Source organism: Exiguobacterium sp. s193 (assembly GCF_018618755.1).
Lineage (GTDB): Bacteria > Bacillota > Bacilli > Exiguobacteriales > Exiguobacteriaceae > Exiguobacterium_A.
On sequence record NZ_JACSMR010000003.1, the window covers coordinates 38,802 to 55,951 of the forward strand.

Here is a 17,150-nt window from a genome sequence, read left to right on the forward strand (position 1 = left end):
ATGTACGGCAAATGAAACTTTTTTCTTGATTTGGCGTACACTAGAGACAGAACGTCATATCTATGGAAGAAGGAATTCACGATGGCTAAAAAACGTTGGGGAGGTCTTGCCGTCGCCGGAGCATTCTTGCTCTCAAAAGGGAAGGTCGTCCTTGCACTCTTAAAATTTTCGAAGTTCGGAGGAACACTGATCTCATTCGGGATTTCGCTCCTCTTTTATGCTCAAATCTTTGGTGTCTGGTTCGGTGTCGGTTTGCTTTACCTGTTGTTCATTCATGAAATGGGACATTTAGCCGCCGCGAAACGGCTTGGCTTCAAGACAGGTCCCGCGATTTTTGTTCCGTTCATGGGGGCCGTCATTGGGATTAAAGACACCTTCCGGACACCGAAACAAGAAGCGATTCTTGCCTATGGTGGACCGCTAGCCGGTCTGCTGTCCTTGATTCCTCTACTCATCGGCTACTTCGTGACAGGAAACGAGTTTTGGCTTGTCATCTTTCACTTAGGTGCTTTGCTCAATCTGTTCAACCTACTCCCTGTCAGCCCACTCGATGGTGGACGAATTTTAGCTGGTCTGCCAATCGTCGTCTGGATCGCAGGGCTTGCTGCCCTTGTCGCCTACGGTTTGACCCACTTCAGCATCATCTTATTATTGATTGCTTTCTTAGGTGGGAGTGCCGTTTGGAAACGATACCGTTTCGCGAAACAATACGAGGACAATAAATCTGTCCTGATGTTGTATCGGGCTGCCCGGAGTCGTGTGCTGCAAGCGAAAGTCGAACGGGAGCAACTGGCAGCAACAGAGGCAACGGACGAAACCTCTGTCGAAGAAGCAGACGAGACGCCGGTCTCGACCTATGATCCGATTGCTTGGTCACTCCGGCATGACCTTCAAGATTTGCGAAGTGCTAGTCCGGAAGAAGCAAAACCTGCTGCTGACGAATTGTTACGTTATCAATATGATTCGGCGAATGACTATGATGCATTGTTACGCCGGTTGGACCAACGGATCGAACCGTTGATTGAAGCCGAAAAATCCGTTGAATATCACCAGATGCCGAAAAAACAACAGACCATTACATTGGTCGCTTACTTGGCATTGGGTGCAATTCTCTTCATTGCTTTCGAATATTCAAAAGGCTACCTGCCGACTCCATCTTAAAAATATAATATGTGACACAGGCATTCCTTCCTTTTCGGAAGGGATGCTTTTTTGATGAAGAAAAAGCAATTTGCACATTACCTGATTCGATTGCTTGCATCCGTTCATCGAAGCGACTAATCTGAATAAAAATCAATCTACCTGTTTTATAAAAAAGGAGGTTCTCCTGATGATGAATAAAAATACGGCACGACTAGGAGAAGCCCCTATCAATAAACTCCTGATCGGTCTGTCGCTCCCGGCAATGATCGGCATGCTCGTGACTGCGCTCTACAATATCGTCGATACGATTTTTGTGGCGCAAGGCATCGGAACAGCCGCTGTCGCCGCTGTCGGAATTGCTTTTCCCGTCCAACTTGTTTTGATGGCTATCTCAAACTCGGTCGGAATTGGTGGTGCAGCAATCGCTTCCCAGCGACTCGGCCAAAAAAATCTGTCTGGTGCGAGCCGTGCCTACGCCAACGTTTTGATGGTTGTATTCGTTGTCAGCATGCTCGCGATCGTCTCCGCATTTATCTTCGTCGAACCATTGTTACGTGTCTTCGGTGCCACACCTGAAATCATGCCGTACAGCATTGCTTTCTTACGTGTCTTGTTATTCGGTTCACCATTTTTCATGCTGACGATGGCATCAAGTGCGATGTTACGGGCGGAAGGACGTGCGAGTTACCAGATGCGTGTCATGCTGACGACGGTTGCCATCAACATTGTCTTAACCCCGTTGTTCATCTTCGGACTTGACTGGGGAATTCAAGGAGCGGCACTCGGAACGGTTGTCGCCCAAATCGTCGGTTCAATCCTGATTTTCCGGTTCTTTTTTACAAAAGCCAAGAAGACGAGTCTTGTGTTAAATCGGGAAGCCTTCCGCTTTGATCCTAAACTGGTCATCCGAATGGGACAAATCGGATCATCTTCGTTCATCATGCAAGTTTCGCAATCCGTTTTATTCATCACCGTCAATCATATGCTCGTCCGTTATGGCGGAACGACGGAACTCGCCACCTTTGCTGTCATCAACAAATTCATGGCACTGGTCGGAATGCCGATCATGGGGATCGTCCAAGGGATGCAGCCGATCGTCGGCTACAATTTCGGCTCCAAACAATTTGACCGGATGTCACAAGCCATCAAGCTGGCCATCCGCTATGGTTTGACGTTATCGATTACGCTTTGGTTGTTGATTCAACTATTTCCTCGTTTTTGGGTCGGCATGTTCACGGATGATACGGCGTTACTCGATGATGGCTCAACGGCGATGCAGATTCTATTCGCGATTTCGTTTGTCTATGGTATTCAGATGATCATCAACGGGATGTATCAATCACTTGCGAAAGCACGGATCGCTTTGTTCCTGTCCTTGTCGCGGCAAACGTTGTATACGATTCCGCTCGTCCTGATTTTACCGGTCTTTTTCGGTGTACAGGGAGTCTGGTTCGCCTTCCCGATTGCTGACTTAATGGCGGTCCTGACCGCCGTCATCTTCGCTTACCGGGACCGTACTATGCTCTTTAAACCAAATGAGTATGTAGAACCGGAAACAGATACAGTACAAGCGAAATAACAAAAAGTCCGTCATGCCGTTCGGCAGATGGACTTTTTGCAGATAAAATAAAAGACGAACATGTATTCTGAATCAAAATGCGGTATGCTGTTAAAAAAGGAGGGATTGTATGCCAAAGCCTTACACACTGGCGATTGATTTTGAAACGGCCAACCGGAATAGTCGGAGCATCTGTGCTTTCGGATGGTCCGTGTTATCGGAAGGAAACGTCGTCACGAGCCAACAAGTTTTGATCAATCCGGAAGAAAACTTTGATGCTGGCAACATCCGTGTCCACGGCATTCGACCGAGCGACGTCTGGGATGCGCCGGCGCTACCCGAAGCGATGGCAACACACGGCTTATTTGAGCTGATGGAAAACGCGGAACTCATTGTTGCCCACAATGCTTCTTTCGATATGGGCGCACTTCAAAAAGCGATTCAAAAATATGATTTGTATCAAATGCCGTCTTTTCAGTATGGCTGTACGGTCAAGTTGTCACGGAAACTCTATCCTTGGTTGCCGAACCATAAGTTAAATACGATGGCAGAATTTTTGGGGGTTTCCTTTAAACACCACGATGCGAAAGAAGATGCCTATATTTGCGCCTTGTTGCTGCAGGATATGCTCGACCGGACGAACATCGAACATCCGGTCGAACTGCATCGGTTTTGTGGTGTCCGGATGGGTGAAGTCGCTTATTGATTCCCCTCATACAAAAAGGAGCGCTCAGATTCTGAGCCGCTCCTTTTCTATCTCTGTGGTACTTATTTCGTTGTTTGTTTGATCGGGAACCAGCCTGGACGGCTAATAATTCCTTGCCACAGTGCATCTGGCATCACGAGTTCCGCTTGTGTCGACGGATCGAGTTCTGTCCGAATTGACGCAACATCTCCTGCTTCGACTTTTTCGACCCATGTCGGTTCCATGATCAATTCACGACCGAGTGCGACGAGCGGGACTTCCGTTAAAGCACGTTCGACTTCATCTGGTGTGTGGAGTGATCCGACACCGATGACTGGAACTTGTTGTCCGACACAATCTTGAACAAGTGTGATTGGTGAACGTGTTTCGTTTTCATCACGAATCGAACCAGCAAAGAAATCCATGACAGATACATGCAGGTAGTCGAGGTCTTTCTTCGCAAGCGCGTCGACGAGTTGCATCGTATCATCGAGTGTAATCCCCGGGTTTTCGATTTCTTCTGGTGAGAAGCGATATCCGACGATAAACGATGGATCTTGTTTTGCGACCGCTTCGACTGCATCAACGACAGCAAGTGGGAATGCCAAACGTTTTTCAAGGCTTCCACCCCATTTGTCATCACGACGGTTTGAGTGTGGTGAGACGAATTGTTGAATCAAGTACGTATTGGCACCATGAATTTCAACACCATCAAATCCAGCTTCCATCGCGCGACGTGTCGCTTGACCGAATGCTTCGATGATAGCTTCGACTTCTTCTGCTTCGAGCGCACGTGGTGTCATGGCGCCTTCACGTTCTGGTGCTACAGCACTCGCACTGACCGTCTGACCGCCAACGAGTTCTGGTGGTGCCATCCGACCTGCGTGGAAAATTTGAAGAATCGCTTTTGCGCCTTTGTCTTGAATCGTTGTCGCGAGGCGTTTTAAGCTTGGAATGAGTTCATCACGCTCTGCGCCGAATTCATTCGGGAAACCTTGCCCGTCTGCCGTGACGTTGGCACACGCTGTGATGACTGCACCGACACCACCTGAACGAGCTGCATAATACGCGAGTTCCGCTTCCGAAACTTCACCGTTTTCTTCTGCCGCATAGTTTGTCATCGGCGCCATCATGACGCGGTTTTTCAATGTCACTCCGTTTGGAAGTGTAAACGTATCAAACATTTTTTCATTAGCCATTGAAGCATATCCTCCTCTGAAATCTTAACTTGAATATCGTCAGTATACGCTCGGCCTTTTCAAAATGCCTAATGATGTGCTTAGCCAACCTGCTCACTTGTTCAGTGCCACTTCGTTTGACGTTTCCGTCGACCGCCCGGCCACCACCAGTTCCAGTGTCCGAATAATTTCATCAAGGCCGGAACTAACAGCATCCGGACGATCGTCGCATCGATAAAAATCGCAAGTGCAATTCCGACACCGAGTTGCTTAATCGGGCTGACGCCAGTGAAGGCAAACGCCCCCGTGACGACAATCATGATCAAAGCAGCCGATGTGATGATTTTACTTGTCTTCGCAAGTCCCATTTCGGTTGCGACATCATTGTCACCCGTCTCGTCATAATATTCCTCCATCCGGGAAACCAAGAACACTTCATAGTCCATCGATAGACCGAATACAAGTGAAAAGATGAAGACCGGTGTCAAAATACCAATCGTTTCTGCCGGAAAAACGAGTCCTGATTCAAATAGAATCACGAGCAATCCGAATGTCGCCCCAAGACTGAGTAAGTTCATCAAAATTGCTTTGATCGGAATTAAAATCGAACGAAAGGCAATCAATAAAATCAAGAATGTCGCAAGTAATACGACGCTAAGTGCAAGCGGCATCTTGTCATAAATCTCATCATAGATTTCTTGATTGAATGCGGCCGGTCCGCCAATCGTATAGCCCATTTCCCGGACTTTCCTGACCCAATCCTGCGAGGCTTGATCCCCGGGGTCACCAACTAAATTCACGTTCACCCGGGCGACATCCGCGTCAAACGCAATCCAAGGAATCAGCTGCTGTTTCGCTTGTTCGACTTGAACGGCTTGCTGCAAATCCAGTCCATTCTGTTCCACTAAGGTCGCACCGGAAATCACGTCTTTGACACCGCTATCTGCTTGAAACTTTCGTGTCGCTTCCTCAAGACGTTCGAGTCCCGCTTCTGTCGAAAAGTCGCCGTTGACTAAGACGACTGCGTCCGTCCCGTCATCGCCAAACGTCTCTTCCCACGACTCAAAGGCAAGCCGTGATGCATAATCTTCCGGAAGCGCGCTCGCTTGTGGAATGTTCAGCTCCAAGTCACGTAACGGAATCAAACACGGGACGAGTAATATCAGTGAAAACACCGTAATCGCAACAGGACGCTTCATGACGAAGCGTGCCAGATTCCGCCAGCGTTGTTCTCCACGACCTGAACCCGATTTAAAAATCCGTCCTTTTTCTAATCCTCCACCGAACAAAGCGAGTAAGGCGGGGAGTAACGTGATGGCACTAATGACGGCACCAAGTACCGAGACGAGTGTGCCAAGTGCAACCGCTTGAAAGACATCGACATCAATCACTAACAGACCAGCGAGTCCGACAAAGACACAGATACCAGAGAATAAAATCGAACGCCCTGCTGTCGCGACAGATACTTCCGCCGCCCGGGCAATCGAATGGCCATTTGCCTGTTCCTCACGAAAACGGTTGACGTAGAGCAGTGAAAAATCAATTCCGAGCGCAAGCGAAATCATCGCAACGGCATTCAGGACAAAAATCGATAATTCTTGTTGTCCCGCGACAAAATAGAGAACCCCGGCACCAAAGATGAAGGTGACAAGCCCCATGATGAGCGGCAAGACTGCCGCAAGCGGCGTCCCGAAGACGACGAGTAGAACAAGTAAAGCTGCAGGAACACCAATCAACTCTGCGCGAACCAAATCATTTTTTGAAGCCGTGTTCAAGTCGTCGACGATCAGTGGTTCGCCAGTCAACCGGACAGACACGTCACTCGGAACATCTACTTTATTTTCGACGGCTTTCGTCCACTTCTGTTCGATATCCGGCGTCCCGACTGATAGGTATCCTTTTCCGTCACGAATCGCTTGCTTGTTTTCGTCTGGTCCAACGACTTGACCGATTCCTTTGATGTCACGAAACAACGTGACATGCCGCGTCATTTCCTTACGAATCGTTGGTTCATCGCCTTCAAATAAGACGATGATTTGGTGCGGGTCTTGATTAAATTCTTTTTCTAACACACGCTCTACTTGTTGAAATTCTCCGTCACGGGTAAAGCCATTCCCTTTTAATTGATCGGGTAACTGAAGGGCGAAATACCCAAGGACAATCAGTGCAACCAGCCAGACGAGGCTGATGATTATCCGAAAACGGACGATACGTTGACCCAGACGTTCCATGCGTCGACTCCCCCTTTTGTGTATACAGCAAACACATCCTTCGTACGACCGACAAAGGATGTGTGTTACGTCTTGTGAAAAATTTGAACCCACGTGTTTCCGAAATTCGGTGACGTCGAAACGATTGCTAGTCGCCTGGCCTGTTCGTCAAGTAACAAACTTTTTAGTAATACAGACGACTGACACCCTTCAAATTTAAACTTTAATTGTTTGTTCTCATAGAGATAAAATCGTGTCGCATCCGTAACTGAAAATAACTGCTCGCGGCTATCGACGAGGGCATACTCTTCATAGTCCGAAAACGGGATGACCTGTTCTTCTTGTTTGATAGCATCCCAAATGACGTATCGGGTATGATCCGGATCGTACGAGATGATAGTCGCCGGCGCAATAAATCGTTCGAACGTTAATCGTTCATTGTATCCGCGCTCGACGATTCGTCCTAATAAAGGAGCTTCGGCATAATCCGAAAAAGTTCCTGCTTGCGTCGCCAAGTTAAAGCGGACGACATCTGTTTCTGATGCGTATAAAAAGAGTTCTTCACCGTTCCAGTGATACAGATTACTGAACCAAGCATCCGCCCAAATATCCGGACGATTCATATATGTCAACTGACCATTCGTTAAATCAAGTAGCCCAAACGCGACCGTTTCTTCAAATACAATAAACGCACGATGTCCATCCGGTTCGAGATACCAAGTAAATGGCACATAAGCACACGCTGTCTCCCAAATGATTTTCAAATCCGCATCACATTTCGTAAATCCACCTTGATCCCGAAACAAGATGAATTCCTCTCCTACTCGGTCGAACAAGGAGACGGATTCGTGGAGCAACAGCTCAGCGGCTGGTTTATACATATACATCACTCCTACCTCCTACGGTATCAACCTTCACCGATTCTAGCTACTGTCGATGCGCTCACGTTGCATGTCCTGTATACTAAAACCAAATACTTAAAGGAGGATTTTTAGATGAAACCATTACAGCTATCGGCAGATACAGCGGTCGAGCTCGCGAAGCGTCTCAATGTGCCGCTTGAGCAATTGATGCATATGCCGCGCCATATCTTAATCCAAAAGTTAGTCGAACTCGAAAGTGAGCAAGCGAGTACTGCGCCAACTGAATCATCTGACGAAGAGACGAACTGAATTCGTCTCCATCAAAATGCGGGAGTGGATTTCAAATCCACTCCCGCATTTTTGTTGAGCGACCGACTTCTCAGTCAGTTCATTTTTTATCAAAGACATCATTAAGCTTGGGGATTCCGCTCTGACTTCCCATACCGGAATACGTTGACAATCGCTTTTCCGTCGCTCGGATACCCGTTCGGATGGTCGATCGGGAAAAGTGAGAAGAAAACAAAGTAGAACGAGAAGTAGGCAAATTGGTACGTAAAGATTGATGCCTCAAATACACCTGCATAAATCAAGCCATTCACGACTAAAATACTTGTCAGATTGGCTAACGATCCGCCTAAATAAACCATGATGTTCGTAAATTTATTTTCGTGGCGCAGTGCCTCATACTGACACCAACCGTCCCAAAAGTAAATTCGATTCAACCGAATCGGTCCGACTCGAATCAATGACTTTCCTGATCCAATATTTATTTCCATATTACCACCGAAAATCCGTGCAAAAAAATAGTGCCCCATCTCATGAACTAATGTCACAATCGGCAATAACAAAAAGAACGAAAAGAAAAACTTCCAAATATCATTAAATCCAAACATGTTGACGCTCCCTTTCAGAAAACTAATCCTCTAAATACTACTTAAGGTATTTTCCCGCGTCACCCGAATTAAAACTGGAATATTTAAATTGAAATAATACGAAAAAATGACAGCCGCAATGCGACTGCCATACTTGCTTAATCTTTTTTACACCGTTTGTTCGCTGCGTACAAAAGACCGATGATTGTTAATGCCGCACCACCTGCGACAGCGTACTTTTTGTAGTCTGCTTTTCGTTCCGCAACGACCGTCGTCGTCAATGCCGGAACAACTAATTCTTTTGCTTCATGGAGACGCGGTGCATGAATTTTAACGACCCCCGCTTCAACAAGGACTTCAAATTCACCACTCGGTAACTCAATTGTTACATCTTCGTCTGTCGCATTATGATAAACCCGTTGTCGCTCGACATATCCTTCGTACGTCCGCTTCAATTCGTACGCGATGATTCCTTCCCCTTCTTCTAGGAAACGAAGATGTTTTCGAATCATTGCTGCATTCTCGAGACGGAACATCGGATATTGACGACGTAAGGCAATCAGACCTTTGACATAATCCACTGCATAACGGAATGTTTCTGCCCGCTCATAGTCCAGGCGATTGACGACTTCTCCTGAGTTGAAGCTATCGCGGATCCCGTCCTTCGTCCGGAAGAACTCTTGACCGGCATGCAGGAAAGGAATTCCCTGTCCTGTCAAAATAATCGCGTTCGCGAGCATTTGACGCTTGCGGCGGACTTCATCTGTATCTTCCGGGCGTGAAATCGATAACTTGTCCCAAATCGTTAAATCATCATGTGCCTCAACGTAAGAAACGACCTGGTTCGGTTCGTCCGCAAAACCTTGCGACGAAACATTTCCTGCAATCCCACGCTTCACTTCGTTCGTCCGCTCAAAGGCACCACTGATGAATCCACGATTTTCCGGTGTCTGGACATCACCTTTTAATCCATCGCGTAACCCATTATTGAAGTGGGCGATCCCCGGCATCTGCGGGGCATTGAAGTAGTTCGCTTTTTGATCAAGTTGTAGCGGTGTGTCGAGATCCCAGCCTTCGCCGATGATTAAAATCGACGGATCGATTCGGTCGAGGGCATGACGGACCTGGTTCATCGTTTCGATATCATGCAGCCCCATCAAGTCGAATCGGAATCCATCCAGGTGATACTCGTTCGCCCAGTATGTCACACAATCAATGATGAACTTTCGCATCATGAAACGCTCAGACGCTGTATCATTTCCGCAGAAACTGCCGTTTGAAAGGGTTCCATCCGCTTCCTGGCGATAAAAATAACCTGGTACGAATTGACCGAGCGGCACCGTGTCCGCATCATACGTATGATTGAAGACAACGTCCATGATGACACGGATTCCCCGGTCATGCAGTGCTTGGACCAGTGCTTTCAATTCACGGATTCGTGCTTTCGGATCATCTGCATTCGAAGCGTAGGAGCCTTCCGGTGCAAAGAAGTTGACCGGATCGTATCCCCAGTTGTAGTTATCCGGATCTTGTGGCGCCGCTTCATTAACTGATCCGAAATCATAGATTGGAAGCAATTGAACGTGCGTCACACCTAAATCGGCTAAGTAGTCGAGCCCCGTCAATCCACCTGTTTCCGTTCGTGTCCCCGCCTCCGTCAATCCGCGGAACGTACCCCGTTCGATGACACCACTCGCCGGATGGCTCGTCGCGTCCCGGACATGTAATTCATAGATGACGGCGTCTTGTGACGAATGGAACATTGGACGTTCCTCAATCCAGCGGTCCGGTTGTACGCTAGACGGATCGATCAATGCACCGCGCTTCCCGTTTGTCCCGACCGCCTTTGCATAAGGGTCGACCGCTTCGACTTTTTGACCGGCGACGATGGCTTGAAATGTATAGAAGTAACCTTCATACACAGCACGATCGAGTTCTGCGACGAATGTCCCCCGTTCAGCGGCCGCCAGTTCGACTTCCTCTACTTTTCTTGCACGCAGCGTCCGGTACAGACGGATGACTACACGTTCCGCCGTCGGTGCCCACAATCGAACACGAATCGTCGTCTCTTCAAAAGTCGCACCTAAGTCCATTCCTCTATAGGCATAACGCTCATCCATCTCCTTTGGCGTGAGCGTCAACATATCTGCTGTTTGTTTCAAAGCCATGCACCCCTTTCATTTCATGGTATTCATTATAACAAAATTTCAAAGTGGTGGACGCTTCCGCTGTTCCTCTTTAAAATAGAGAATAGAACGAAAGGGGAGATGCCACATGGCAGCAAAAGATAATTCATTTGATATCGTGTCACAAATCAACATCGAGGAAGTCAAAAACGCGATGCAAGTCGCATTAAAGGAAATCACGAATCGCTTTGATTTTAAAGGTTCGAAGAGTGACATGAAACTTGAGAAAGAGGATTTAATCCTCATCTCAGATGACGATTTTAAACTCGATCAGGTCAAAGATGTCTTAACGACGAAGTTGATTAAACGTGAAGTTCCAACCAAAAACTTGCAGTATGAAAAAGTCGAACAGGCTGCTGGGAACACAGTCCGTCAACGCGTCATCTTAAAAAGCGGAATCGACCGTGATGATGCAAAAAAAATCAACAACGCCGTCAAAGAATCCAAATTAAAAGTCAAAACACAAATTCAAGATGACCAAATCCGTGTCACAGCTAAATCGCGTGATGATTTACAACAAGTCATGCAAATCGTCCGTGAGTTACCATTATCGGTCGACGTCCAGTTCATCAATTTCCGTTAAGCACCAAACATCCCTTTCCCCAAGTCGGAGGAAGGGATGTTTGCGTGTAGACAAACGATTCGAGACGGATTGCGCCCTAAACCGTCTGTATGACTGGCTTTTCGTCATGGTATTCCCTAAAAAGCGTCACGTTTCGTTGACTCCTTCGGGGAAAAGTGCGTTTTTAACGCACTTTTAGAGGCAGGCAAGACCCTGCTCGTTGTCCGTGAGGATCAAGGAGCAATGGCTTGCGCCTCGACCGAGGAAAGCAACGAAACAGACGCTCGATTTCCCGATAGCACGTTGTCTAAAGTCTAAAATCCCTTTCTCCAAGTCGGAAGAAGGGATTTGTTCATGCTCATTGCGCTGTATATCCACCATCAAGCACGACAGCTTGACCTGTCACCCCAGCCGCTTTATCACTTGATAAGAAAATCGCGTAGTCGGCGATTTCTTTTACTTGCAACAAACGGTGTTGCGGCACAAGCGGATAAATGACTTCTTCCAAAACGGAATCAAGTGGGACATTCCGTGTTTCGGCAAGTGAAGACAACTGTTTTTGGACGAGTGGCGTATCGACGTATCCCGGACAAATCGCATTGACGGTAATGCCTGACGTCGCCCCTTCGAGCGCTGCGACTTTCGTTAAACCAATCACCCCATGTTTTGCACTGTTGTATGCCGCTTTTCCGGCAAAACCAATCAATCCATTGATGGATGACATGTTGAGAATCCGTCCGAATCCTTGTTCTTTCATGATTGGGAAGACATATTTCGTATAAAGGAATGGTGCCCGTAACATGATACTTTGCATCAAATCAAACGTCTCTGTTGAAAAGTCTTCAATCGGTGAAACGTGTTGCATGCCGGCATTATTGATGACGATATCAATTTTTCCGTAATGTGTCATCGTCTGTTCGATACTTGATTTAATCGCTGCTTCACTCGTTACGTCACCTGCAACGGCAAAAGCGTCAAACCCTTTATCAGTCAGTGCTTCTGCTGCATTTGTTGCTGCTTGTTCTTGCAAGTCGACAATCACGACTTTTGCACCTTCCCGCGCAAATTCTTCAGCAATTTCAAGACCGATTCCACTTGCTGCTCCAGTAATCAAAGCTACTTTTCCTTCGAGTTGTTTCATTTCCATCTACTCCTTCTTTACGGTTTCACTCCTTTTACTGTACGCTTACCGAAACAATAATAAAAATGAATCCTTATTATGCTATGTATAACAAATACGAATAGGAGGATCGAAGATGGATTTTCGACAGCTCGAATATTTTACAGAAGTTGCCCGCTTTAAAAGTTTCACACGTGCCGCCGATCACTTGCATGTCACGCAACCGACCTTAAGTAAGATGGTCCGTAGTCTTGAAGAAGAACTAGATATCGAACTGTTTGACCGCAGTAAACGACAAATCGTCTTGACGGATGCTGGCGAAACACTTCTCCTCGAAGGCGAAAAGATCTTACGTCAACTTTCTGATTTACCCTCTCACCTTTATGACGTGATGCACTTAACGAAAGGAACCATCCGGATTGGCCTTCCTCCGCTGATTGGTTCGCTCTTCTTCCCCCGTCTCTTGCATCAATTTTCGCAACAGTACCCAATGGTGAAAATCGACATCGTCGAGGCCGGCGGTCATGCATTAGAGAAAGCGATTGTTGCGGGTGACGTCGATTTGATTGCGACCGTCTTTCCTGCCGATGAACACTTGACGGTGTACCCGTTCATGGAAGAAGAATTGCACCTTTTCTTACCGGAACACCATCCGCTCGCTACGCGCGCTTCGATCTCGTTAGAAGAAGTGTCACAGATGCCATTCGTTTTATTTAATGAAACCTTCTCTCTCCATAACGTCGTTTTAAATGCTTGCCGGGCAGCTGGTTTTGAACCGACTGTCACACACGTCAGTTCGCAGTGGGATTTCCTTTGTCTGCTCGTCGCAGAAGAAAATGCAGTTACACTCCTTCCCCGCTCACTTGCGCAGCGGATTCAAGTCAATGGAGTCAAAACAGTTCCATTAGAAACTCGCATCCCTTGGCAATTAGGTGTCGCTGTTCCGACAGGACGATATCAATCTTATGTGACCCGAGAATGGATTCAGTTCATTCAAAATTTCTATGCAAAAAAAGAATGATATATATAAAAACCATGTATTTGTAGCATGATTTTTCTTTCGTTATGATGGGATGTATCGTTAACCCAGAAAGGAAGTTATCTATTATGTCAACGCATGAAACACGTCACGAAGTCGGTCTTAAAAAATTAAGTGAATTCACAGATGTGAATTCAGCTCAATCTACACATGAAAAAATCTCAGAATCCTTAAAAGACATCGCACCTGCCGTCGGAGAATGGATCACGGATTTCGCTTACGGTGAAGTTTACAGTCGCACTGGACTCGGGAACCGTGACCGTGCACTCGTCACAATCTCGACACTCGTCACACAAGGAACAGAACCGCAACTTGCCTTACACATTAACACGGGGTTAACAGCTGGTCTCTCCGGAAATGAAATCGTCGAAGCGATCATGCATCTCGTACCGTATACAGGTTTCCCACGTGTCTTAAATGCGCTAGAAGTCGCCAAAACCGTCTTTGCAGAACGTGGTGTCACAGTAAAAACAGACTGATTGAACGGAGGATGGACGATGCAGCAGGCAGGGTATAATCCTACTACAAGGGAGAGATGCCAGATGCAATATGCACTGATTGCCGATTTGCACAGTTCATTTTCAGATGCGCGCGCCGTTCTACAAGACATCCGTAAACGCGCTCCACAAGCAACGATTTTTTCGCTCGGCGATATCCATGAGTGCCATATCGGAAAAAAGAGAGCACGTCGCCATACGTTCGAGTCCCTCTCTGATGTGGTGACGCTTGATTCCGACTATGTTGCCCTACTGGATTTCGAAACATTACTCGGGAACCAAGAAGAACGGATTTTCTCACTCGTGCCAAATGGCGTGTCCGCACTGCTCGACCGACTCCGGTCGGCGCCCCGGACAAAACAAGTGGGTGACGATGTCCTGTTTTTACACGGTGACCAGTTCGAGTGGAGTTATACGTTAGTTCCGAACACGTCTCCATTCGGACAGCGCCTTTTGTTTTTCGGTCATAGTCATCAACATGGCTTGTTTCGTGATGGAAAACGATTGTCGCCGCAACTCGATGTTCCGATTTCCATCAAAAAAGGACGGTATGCCGTCAACGTCGGTCCTGTTCTCGTCGAACGGGAATGGTTGCTCTATGACATGCAGCAAGAATCGATCATCTATCGTCAAGCATAATAAAAAAGACCCTCGGATGAAAGCATGGAGATGACTCCAGCTTTTAACCCGAGGGTCTTTTCTGATTACAAGTAACGGACGAGTGAAGCTTTCACGAGATTGACCTGCGTCAATTCATTTTTCTCGACGAATTTCTCGACGACACGACGCACTTCTCCTTGACGACGGACGAAACTTGTCGGAACCGGTGTTTTCCCGACCAGTTGTTCATACAATGTCGTCAATTGATGATCATCGATGACGGTTGTCATCGAATCAAGGAACAACAAGACATGGAGACGATTGAGATAGTCCCATGGCTTATCTTCCGAACGGAATTCATTCCGCGCCAACCATTTTTTGAGACCGATCGCATCGATTTCACTGAGCGTTTCTTTCGAACGTGGTGCTTTAAAGAGCGCCAAGAGTTCCCCTAATTTTTTACGCGTTTGTTTTTTACGCATGAAAAATTCGAAGTTCCCTTTCGTTTCGAGTGCATCTCCACTAACCGGTGCGATTAAGTCTGCACCTGGTGCTGTCACGACATCAAAGATGAAATCGACTGACTCGCCAGGCAACCATGCCGCCACTTTCCCATGAAAATCAGCGATGAACGCAATCGCTTCCGTCATGTCTTCGTTCTTGACCCGTTCTGCTGCCTGTTGCAACCGTTCGTTTGTTTCTTTATTCATATGCTAACCCCATCTTTAATCTGATTTTATTACATTTCTTCTGGAGCGCCGACACCGAGGAGACGTAGACCTTCCGTTAATACAATCGTAACCGATTTCACGAGTGCAAGGCGAGATTGTTTTGCCTCATCCTCTTCTAGAACACGTACTTGACCATAATATTTATTGAAGCTTTGCGCGAGATCGAGCACATAACGGCTGATGATTGAAGGTTCACGACGCGCGAATGCCCGGTCGATGACTACTGAGAATTGATCGAGCATCGAGACGACAGACCATGCATAATCGTCAGCACTTCCGTCGAATGCTGCCCCGTCGTAGCCACCTTTACGAAGTAACGAGTTGGCACGGGCATTCGTATACTGGACGTATGGACCTGTCTCCCCTTCGAATTTCAACATCTGTTCGAGATCAAACTCGATATTGTTCATGCGTTCGTTTTTCAAATCATGGAAAATGACCGCGCCGACGCCCACTTGTTGTGCTGTTTGATCCGCATTCGCAAGGTTCGGATTTTTCTCGGCGATATTTTGTTTTGCGACGTTGATTGCATCTTGAAGGACTTCCTCAAGCAAAACAATCCGCCCTTTACGCGTCGACATTTTCTTGCCGTCTTTCATGATAAGGCCGAATGGTACGTGGTGCATGCCGTCAACATTATCAAATCCAAGCTTTTTCAAGACCGCAAACAACTGTTTGAAGTGAAGTGCTTGCTCACCGCCGACGACGTAAAACGCTTGTTCGAAACGATACGTCTCGAGACGATAAACTGCAGCCGCTAAGTCGCGTGTCGCATAGAGCGTCGCCCCGTCTTTTTTCTTGATTAATGCAGGTGGCATCCCTTCCGCTTCAAGGTCGACGACCATCGCACCTTCCGATTCGACGAGTAATTCTTTTTCTTCGAGCAAATCAATGACATGCTGCATCTTGTCGTTATAGAACGCTTCTCCGTTCAGGCTGTCGAACTGTACACCGAGCATGTCATACACACGACTGAACTCGACAAGTGAAACTTCACGGAACCATTTCCAAAGAACGGTTGCTTGTTCGTCACCTTGTTCAAGTTTTTTGAACCAAGCCCGGCCTTCATCTTCAAGTTCCGGTTTGTTTTCTGCCTCTTCATGGAAGCGGACATAGAGTTTCAACAGTTCTTTGATTGGCTCAGCGCGGACGTCTTCTTCCTTCCCCCACATGTTGTACGCAACCATCAACTTACCGAACTGTGTTCCCCAGTCACCTAAGTGGTTGATCCCGACGACATCATATCCTTTTTTACGTGAAATCTGGTTCAACGCATTTCCGATGACCGTCGAACGTAAATGTCCCATCGAGAACGGTTTTGCGATGTTCGGTGAAGAAAAGTCGGTAACGATCGTCTTCCCATTTGATTCGCTTGATCCGTAGTCCGCTTTTTGGTCTAGGACGCGGTTGACGATTTCTTGCGAGACGACTGCACGATTCAAGAAGACGTTGACGTATGGTCCGACTGCCTTTACGTTTGAGAACAGGGGATTATCAATTTTTTCAGCTAAGTCGCCTGCAATCATGTTCGGTGCCTTCCGGAATGCTTTCGCTAACATAAAGCACGGGAATGCAAGGTCACCGTGATCCTCGTGTTTTGGTTGCTCGATCAGTTGTTCAATTTGTTCAAGCGACAATGCGTCTCCGACGACACCTTGTAAAACTTCGGCATATTGTTGTTTATAACTCATTATATTCCCTCCAACAGTTTATTTTTTCCAATAAAAAACGCCCTTTGCGCAACTCGCAAAGAGACGGAATGACCGCGGTACCACTCTTCTTGGTGTCGTTTTTGACACCCACCTTAATTGGGGATAACGGGGGTCCCCCGGCTACGCCTGATCGTTACGATTCGGATAGCGTCTCTGAAGTGCGTTTCACGATTCTTTCATCCATTCAGGCTTCC

The 17,150-nt window shown here is 47.1% G+C and carries 16 protein-coding genes and 1 other annotated feature (1 of these 17 only partly in view); of the genes, 8 read left to right on the top strand and 8 right to left on the bottom strand.

Features of this window, described 5'->3' with window-relative positions:
* Positions 1–81 precede the first annotated feature (81 nt).
* From KNQ04_RS06250 to KNQ04_RS06260, 3 genes are all read left to right on the top strand, one after another.
* Positions 82–1,161, top strand: a complete 1,080-nt coding sequence (locus KNQ04_RS06250; protein WP_214848161.1) for a site-2 protease family protein — start codon at positions 82–84, stop codon at positions 1,159–1,161.
* Positions 1,162–1,330: 169 nt separating this feature from the next.
* On the top strand, positions 1,331–2,722 hold the full coding sequence (locus KNQ04_RS06255; protein WP_214848164.1) for an MATE family efflux transporter: 1,392 nt from the start codon (positions 1,331–1,333) through the stop codon (positions 2,720–2,722).
* Between the two features lie 109 nt (positions 2,723–2,831).
* Positions 2,832–3,407 (top strand): 3'-5' exonuclease, encoded by a 576-nt coding sequence (locus KNQ04_RS06260; protein WP_214848166.1) that lies wholly within the window; start codon positions 2,832–2,834, stop codon positions 3,405–3,407.
* A 62-nt stretch (positions 3,408–3,469) separates the two neighbouring features.
* Here KNQ04_RS06260 and KNQ04_RS06265 read toward each other — a convergent pair whose 3' ends face one another.
* The 3 genes from KNQ04_RS06265 to KNQ04_RS06275 form a co-directional block, all read right to left on the bottom strand.
* A complete protein-coding gene (locus tag KNQ04_RS06265) occupies positions 3,470–4,585 on the bottom strand; it encodes an NADH-dependent flavin oxidoreductase (protein ID WP_214848169.1) in 1,116 nt (371 codons plus the stop codon).
* 101 nt (positions 4,586–4,686) lie between these two features.
* On the bottom strand, positions 4,687–6,795 hold the full coding sequence (locus KNQ04_RS06270) for an MMPL family transporter (RefSeq protein ID WP_214848172.1): 2,109 nt from the start codon (positions 6,793–6,795) through the stop codon (positions 4,687–4,689).
* Positions 6,796–6,860: 65 nt separating this feature from the next.
* Positions 6,861–7,661: a hypothetical protein gene (locus tag KNQ04_RS06275; protein ID WP_214848175.1), complete on the bottom strand. Its 801-nt coding sequence runs from the start codon at positions 7,659–7,661 to the stop codon at positions 6,861–6,863.
* Positions 7,662–7,769: 108 nt separating this feature from the next.
* On the opposite strand from KNQ04_RS06275, the gene KNQ04_RS06280 reads away from it, so the two are divergent.
* Positions 7,770–7,946 carry a YycC family protein gene (locus KNQ04_RS06280; protein ID WP_214848178.1) on the top strand — a complete coding sequence of 59 codons (177 nt, stop codon included), beginning with the start codon at positions 7,770–7,772 and terminating at the stop codon, positions 7,944–7,946.
* Between the two features lie 101 nt (positions 7,947–8,047).
* On the opposite strand, the gene KNQ04_RS06285 is transcribed toward KNQ04_RS06280, so the two are convergent.
* Together KNQ04_RS06285 and pulA are read right to left on the bottom strand one after the other, a co-directional pair.
* The gene (locus KNQ04_RS06285; protein WP_214848181.1) at positions 8,048–8,530 is read right to left on the bottom strand and encodes a site-2 protease family protein; all 483 of its coding nucleotides are present in this window, start codon (positions 8,528–8,530) and stop codon (positions 8,048–8,050) included.
* A 137-nt stretch (positions 8,531–8,667) separates the two neighbouring features.
* Positions 8,668–10,677, bottom strand: coding sequence for a type I pullulanase (gene pulA, locus KNQ04_RS06290; RefSeq protein WP_214848183.1), 2,010 nt, complete (start codon positions 10,675–10,677; stop codon positions 8,668–8,670).
* A gap of 106 nt (positions 10,678–10,783) precedes the next feature.
* On the opposite strand from pulA, the gene KNQ04_RS06295 reads away from it, so the two are divergent.
* A complete protein-coding gene (locus KNQ04_RS06295) occupies positions 10,784–11,278 on the top strand; it encodes a YajQ family cyclic di-GMP-binding protein (protein ID WP_029331969.1) in 495 nt (164 codons plus the stop codon).
* 337 nt (positions 11,279–11,615) lie between these two features.
* Here KNQ04_RS06295 and KNQ04_RS06300 read toward each other — a convergent pair whose 3' ends face one another.
* Positions 11,616–12,398, bottom strand: coding sequence for a 3-hydroxybutyrate dehydrogenase (locus KNQ04_RS06300; RefSeq protein ID WP_483299241.1), 783 nt, complete (start codon positions 12,396–12,398; stop codon positions 11,616–11,618).
* A gap of 115 nt (positions 12,399–12,513) precedes the next feature.
* Between KNQ04_RS06300 and KNQ04_RS06305 the strand changes: the two genes are divergently transcribed.
* From KNQ04_RS06305 to KNQ04_RS06315, 3 genes are all read left to right on the top strand, one after another.
* Positions 12,514–13,398 carry a LysR family transcriptional regulator gene (locus KNQ04_RS06305; RefSeq protein WP_214848187.1) on the top strand — a complete coding sequence of 295 codons (885 nt, stop codon included), beginning with the start codon at positions 12,514–12,516 and terminating at the stop codon, positions 13,396–13,398.
* Positions 13,399–13,484: 86 nt separating this feature from the next.
* On the top strand, positions 13,485–13,895 hold the full coding sequence (locus tag KNQ04_RS06310; protein WP_214848189.1) for a carboxymuconolactone decarboxylase family protein: 411 nt from the start codon (positions 13,485–13,487) through the stop codon (positions 13,893–13,895).
* A 63-nt stretch (positions 13,896–13,958) separates the two neighbouring features.
* Positions 13,959–14,552, top strand: coding sequence for a metallophosphoesterase family protein (locus tag KNQ04_RS06315; RefSeq protein WP_214848192.1), 594 nt, complete (start codon positions 13,959–13,961; stop codon positions 14,550–14,552).
* 65 nt (positions 14,553–14,617) lie between these two features.
* Here KNQ04_RS06315 and KNQ04_RS06320 read toward each other — a convergent pair whose 3' ends face one another.
* Together KNQ04_RS06320 and argS are read right to left on the bottom strand one after the other, a co-directional pair.
* Positions 14,618–15,223 carry a hypothetical protein gene (locus KNQ04_RS06320; RefSeq protein WP_214848194.1) on the bottom strand — a complete coding sequence of 202 codons (606 nt, stop codon included), beginning with the start codon at positions 15,221–15,223 and terminating at the stop codon, positions 14,618–14,620.
* 29 nt (positions 15,224–15,252) lie between these two features.
* Positions 15,253–16,935 (bottom strand): arginine--tRNA ligase, encoded by a 1,683-nt coding sequence (gene argS / locus KNQ04_RS06325; protein WP_214848197.1) that lies wholly within the window; start codon positions 16,933–16,935, stop codon positions 15,253–15,255.
* Between the two features lie 56 nt (positions 16,936–16,991).
* Positions 16,992–17,150 (bottom strand) — a binding site (T-box leader) (it continues 62 nt past the right edge of the window).

Bases quoted from the DNA above. Each gene is read 5' to 3' on its own strand.
- KNQ04_RS06250 (WP_214848161.1), top strand. From the start codon at position 82: ATGGCTAAAAAACGTTGGGGAGGTCTTGCCGTCGCCGGAGCATTCTTG.
- KNQ04_RS06255 (WP_214848164.1), top strand. From the start codon at position 1,331: ATGATGAATAAAAATACGGCACGACTAGGAGAAGCCCCTATCAATAAA.
- KNQ04_RS06260 (WP_214848166.1), top strand. From the start codon at position 2,832: ATGCCAAAGCCTTACACACTGGCGATTGATTTTGAAACGGCCAACCGG.
- KNQ04_RS06265 (WP_214848169.1), bottom strand. From the start codon at position 4,585: ATGGCTAATGAAAAAATGTTTGATACGTTTACACTTCCAAACGGAGTG.
- KNQ04_RS06270 (WP_214848172.1), bottom strand. From the start codon at position 6,795: ATGGAACGTCTGGGTCAACGTATCGTCCGTTTTCGGATAATCATCAGC.
- KNQ04_RS06275 (WP_214848175.1), bottom strand. From the start codon at position 7,661: ATGTATATGTATAAACCAGCCGCTGAGCTGTTGCTCCACGAATCCGTC.
- KNQ04_RS06280 (WP_214848178.1), top strand. From the start codon at position 7,770: ATGAAACCATTACAGCTATCGGCAGATACAGCGGTCGAGCTCGCGAAG.
- KNQ04_RS06285 (WP_214848181.1), bottom strand. From the start codon at position 8,530: ATGTTTGGATTTAATGATATTTGGAAGTTTTTCTTTTCGTTCTTTTTG.
- pulA (WP_214848183.1), bottom strand. From the start codon at position 10,677: ATGGCTTTGAAACAAACAGCAGATATGTTGACGCTCACGCCAAAGGAG.
- KNQ04_RS06295 (WP_029331969.1), top strand. From the start codon at position 10,784: ATGGCAGCAAAAGATAATTCATTTGATATCGTGTCACAAATCAACATC.
- KNQ04_RS06300 (WP_483299241.1), bottom strand. From the start codon at position 12,398: ATGAAACAACTCGAAGGAAAAGTAGCTTTGATTACTGGAGCAGCAAGT.
- KNQ04_RS06305 (WP_214848187.1), top strand. From the start codon at position 12,514: ATGGATTTTCGACAGCTCGAATATTTTACAGAAGTTGCCCGCTTTAAA.
- KNQ04_RS06310 (WP_214848189.1), top strand. From the start codon at position 13,485: ATGTCAACGCATGAAACACGTCACGAAGTCGGTCTTAAAAAATTAAGT.
- KNQ04_RS06315 (WP_214848192.1), top strand. From the start codon at position 13,959: ATGCAATATGCACTGATTGCCGATTTGCACAGTTCATTTTCAGATGCG.
- KNQ04_RS06320 (WP_214848194.1), bottom strand. From the start codon at position 15,223: ATGAATAAAGAAACAAACGAACGGTTGCAACAGGCAGCAGAACGGGTC.
- argS (WP_214848197.1), bottom strand. From the start codon at position 16,935: ATGAGTTATAAACAACAATATGCCGAAGTTTTACAAGGTGTCGTCGGA.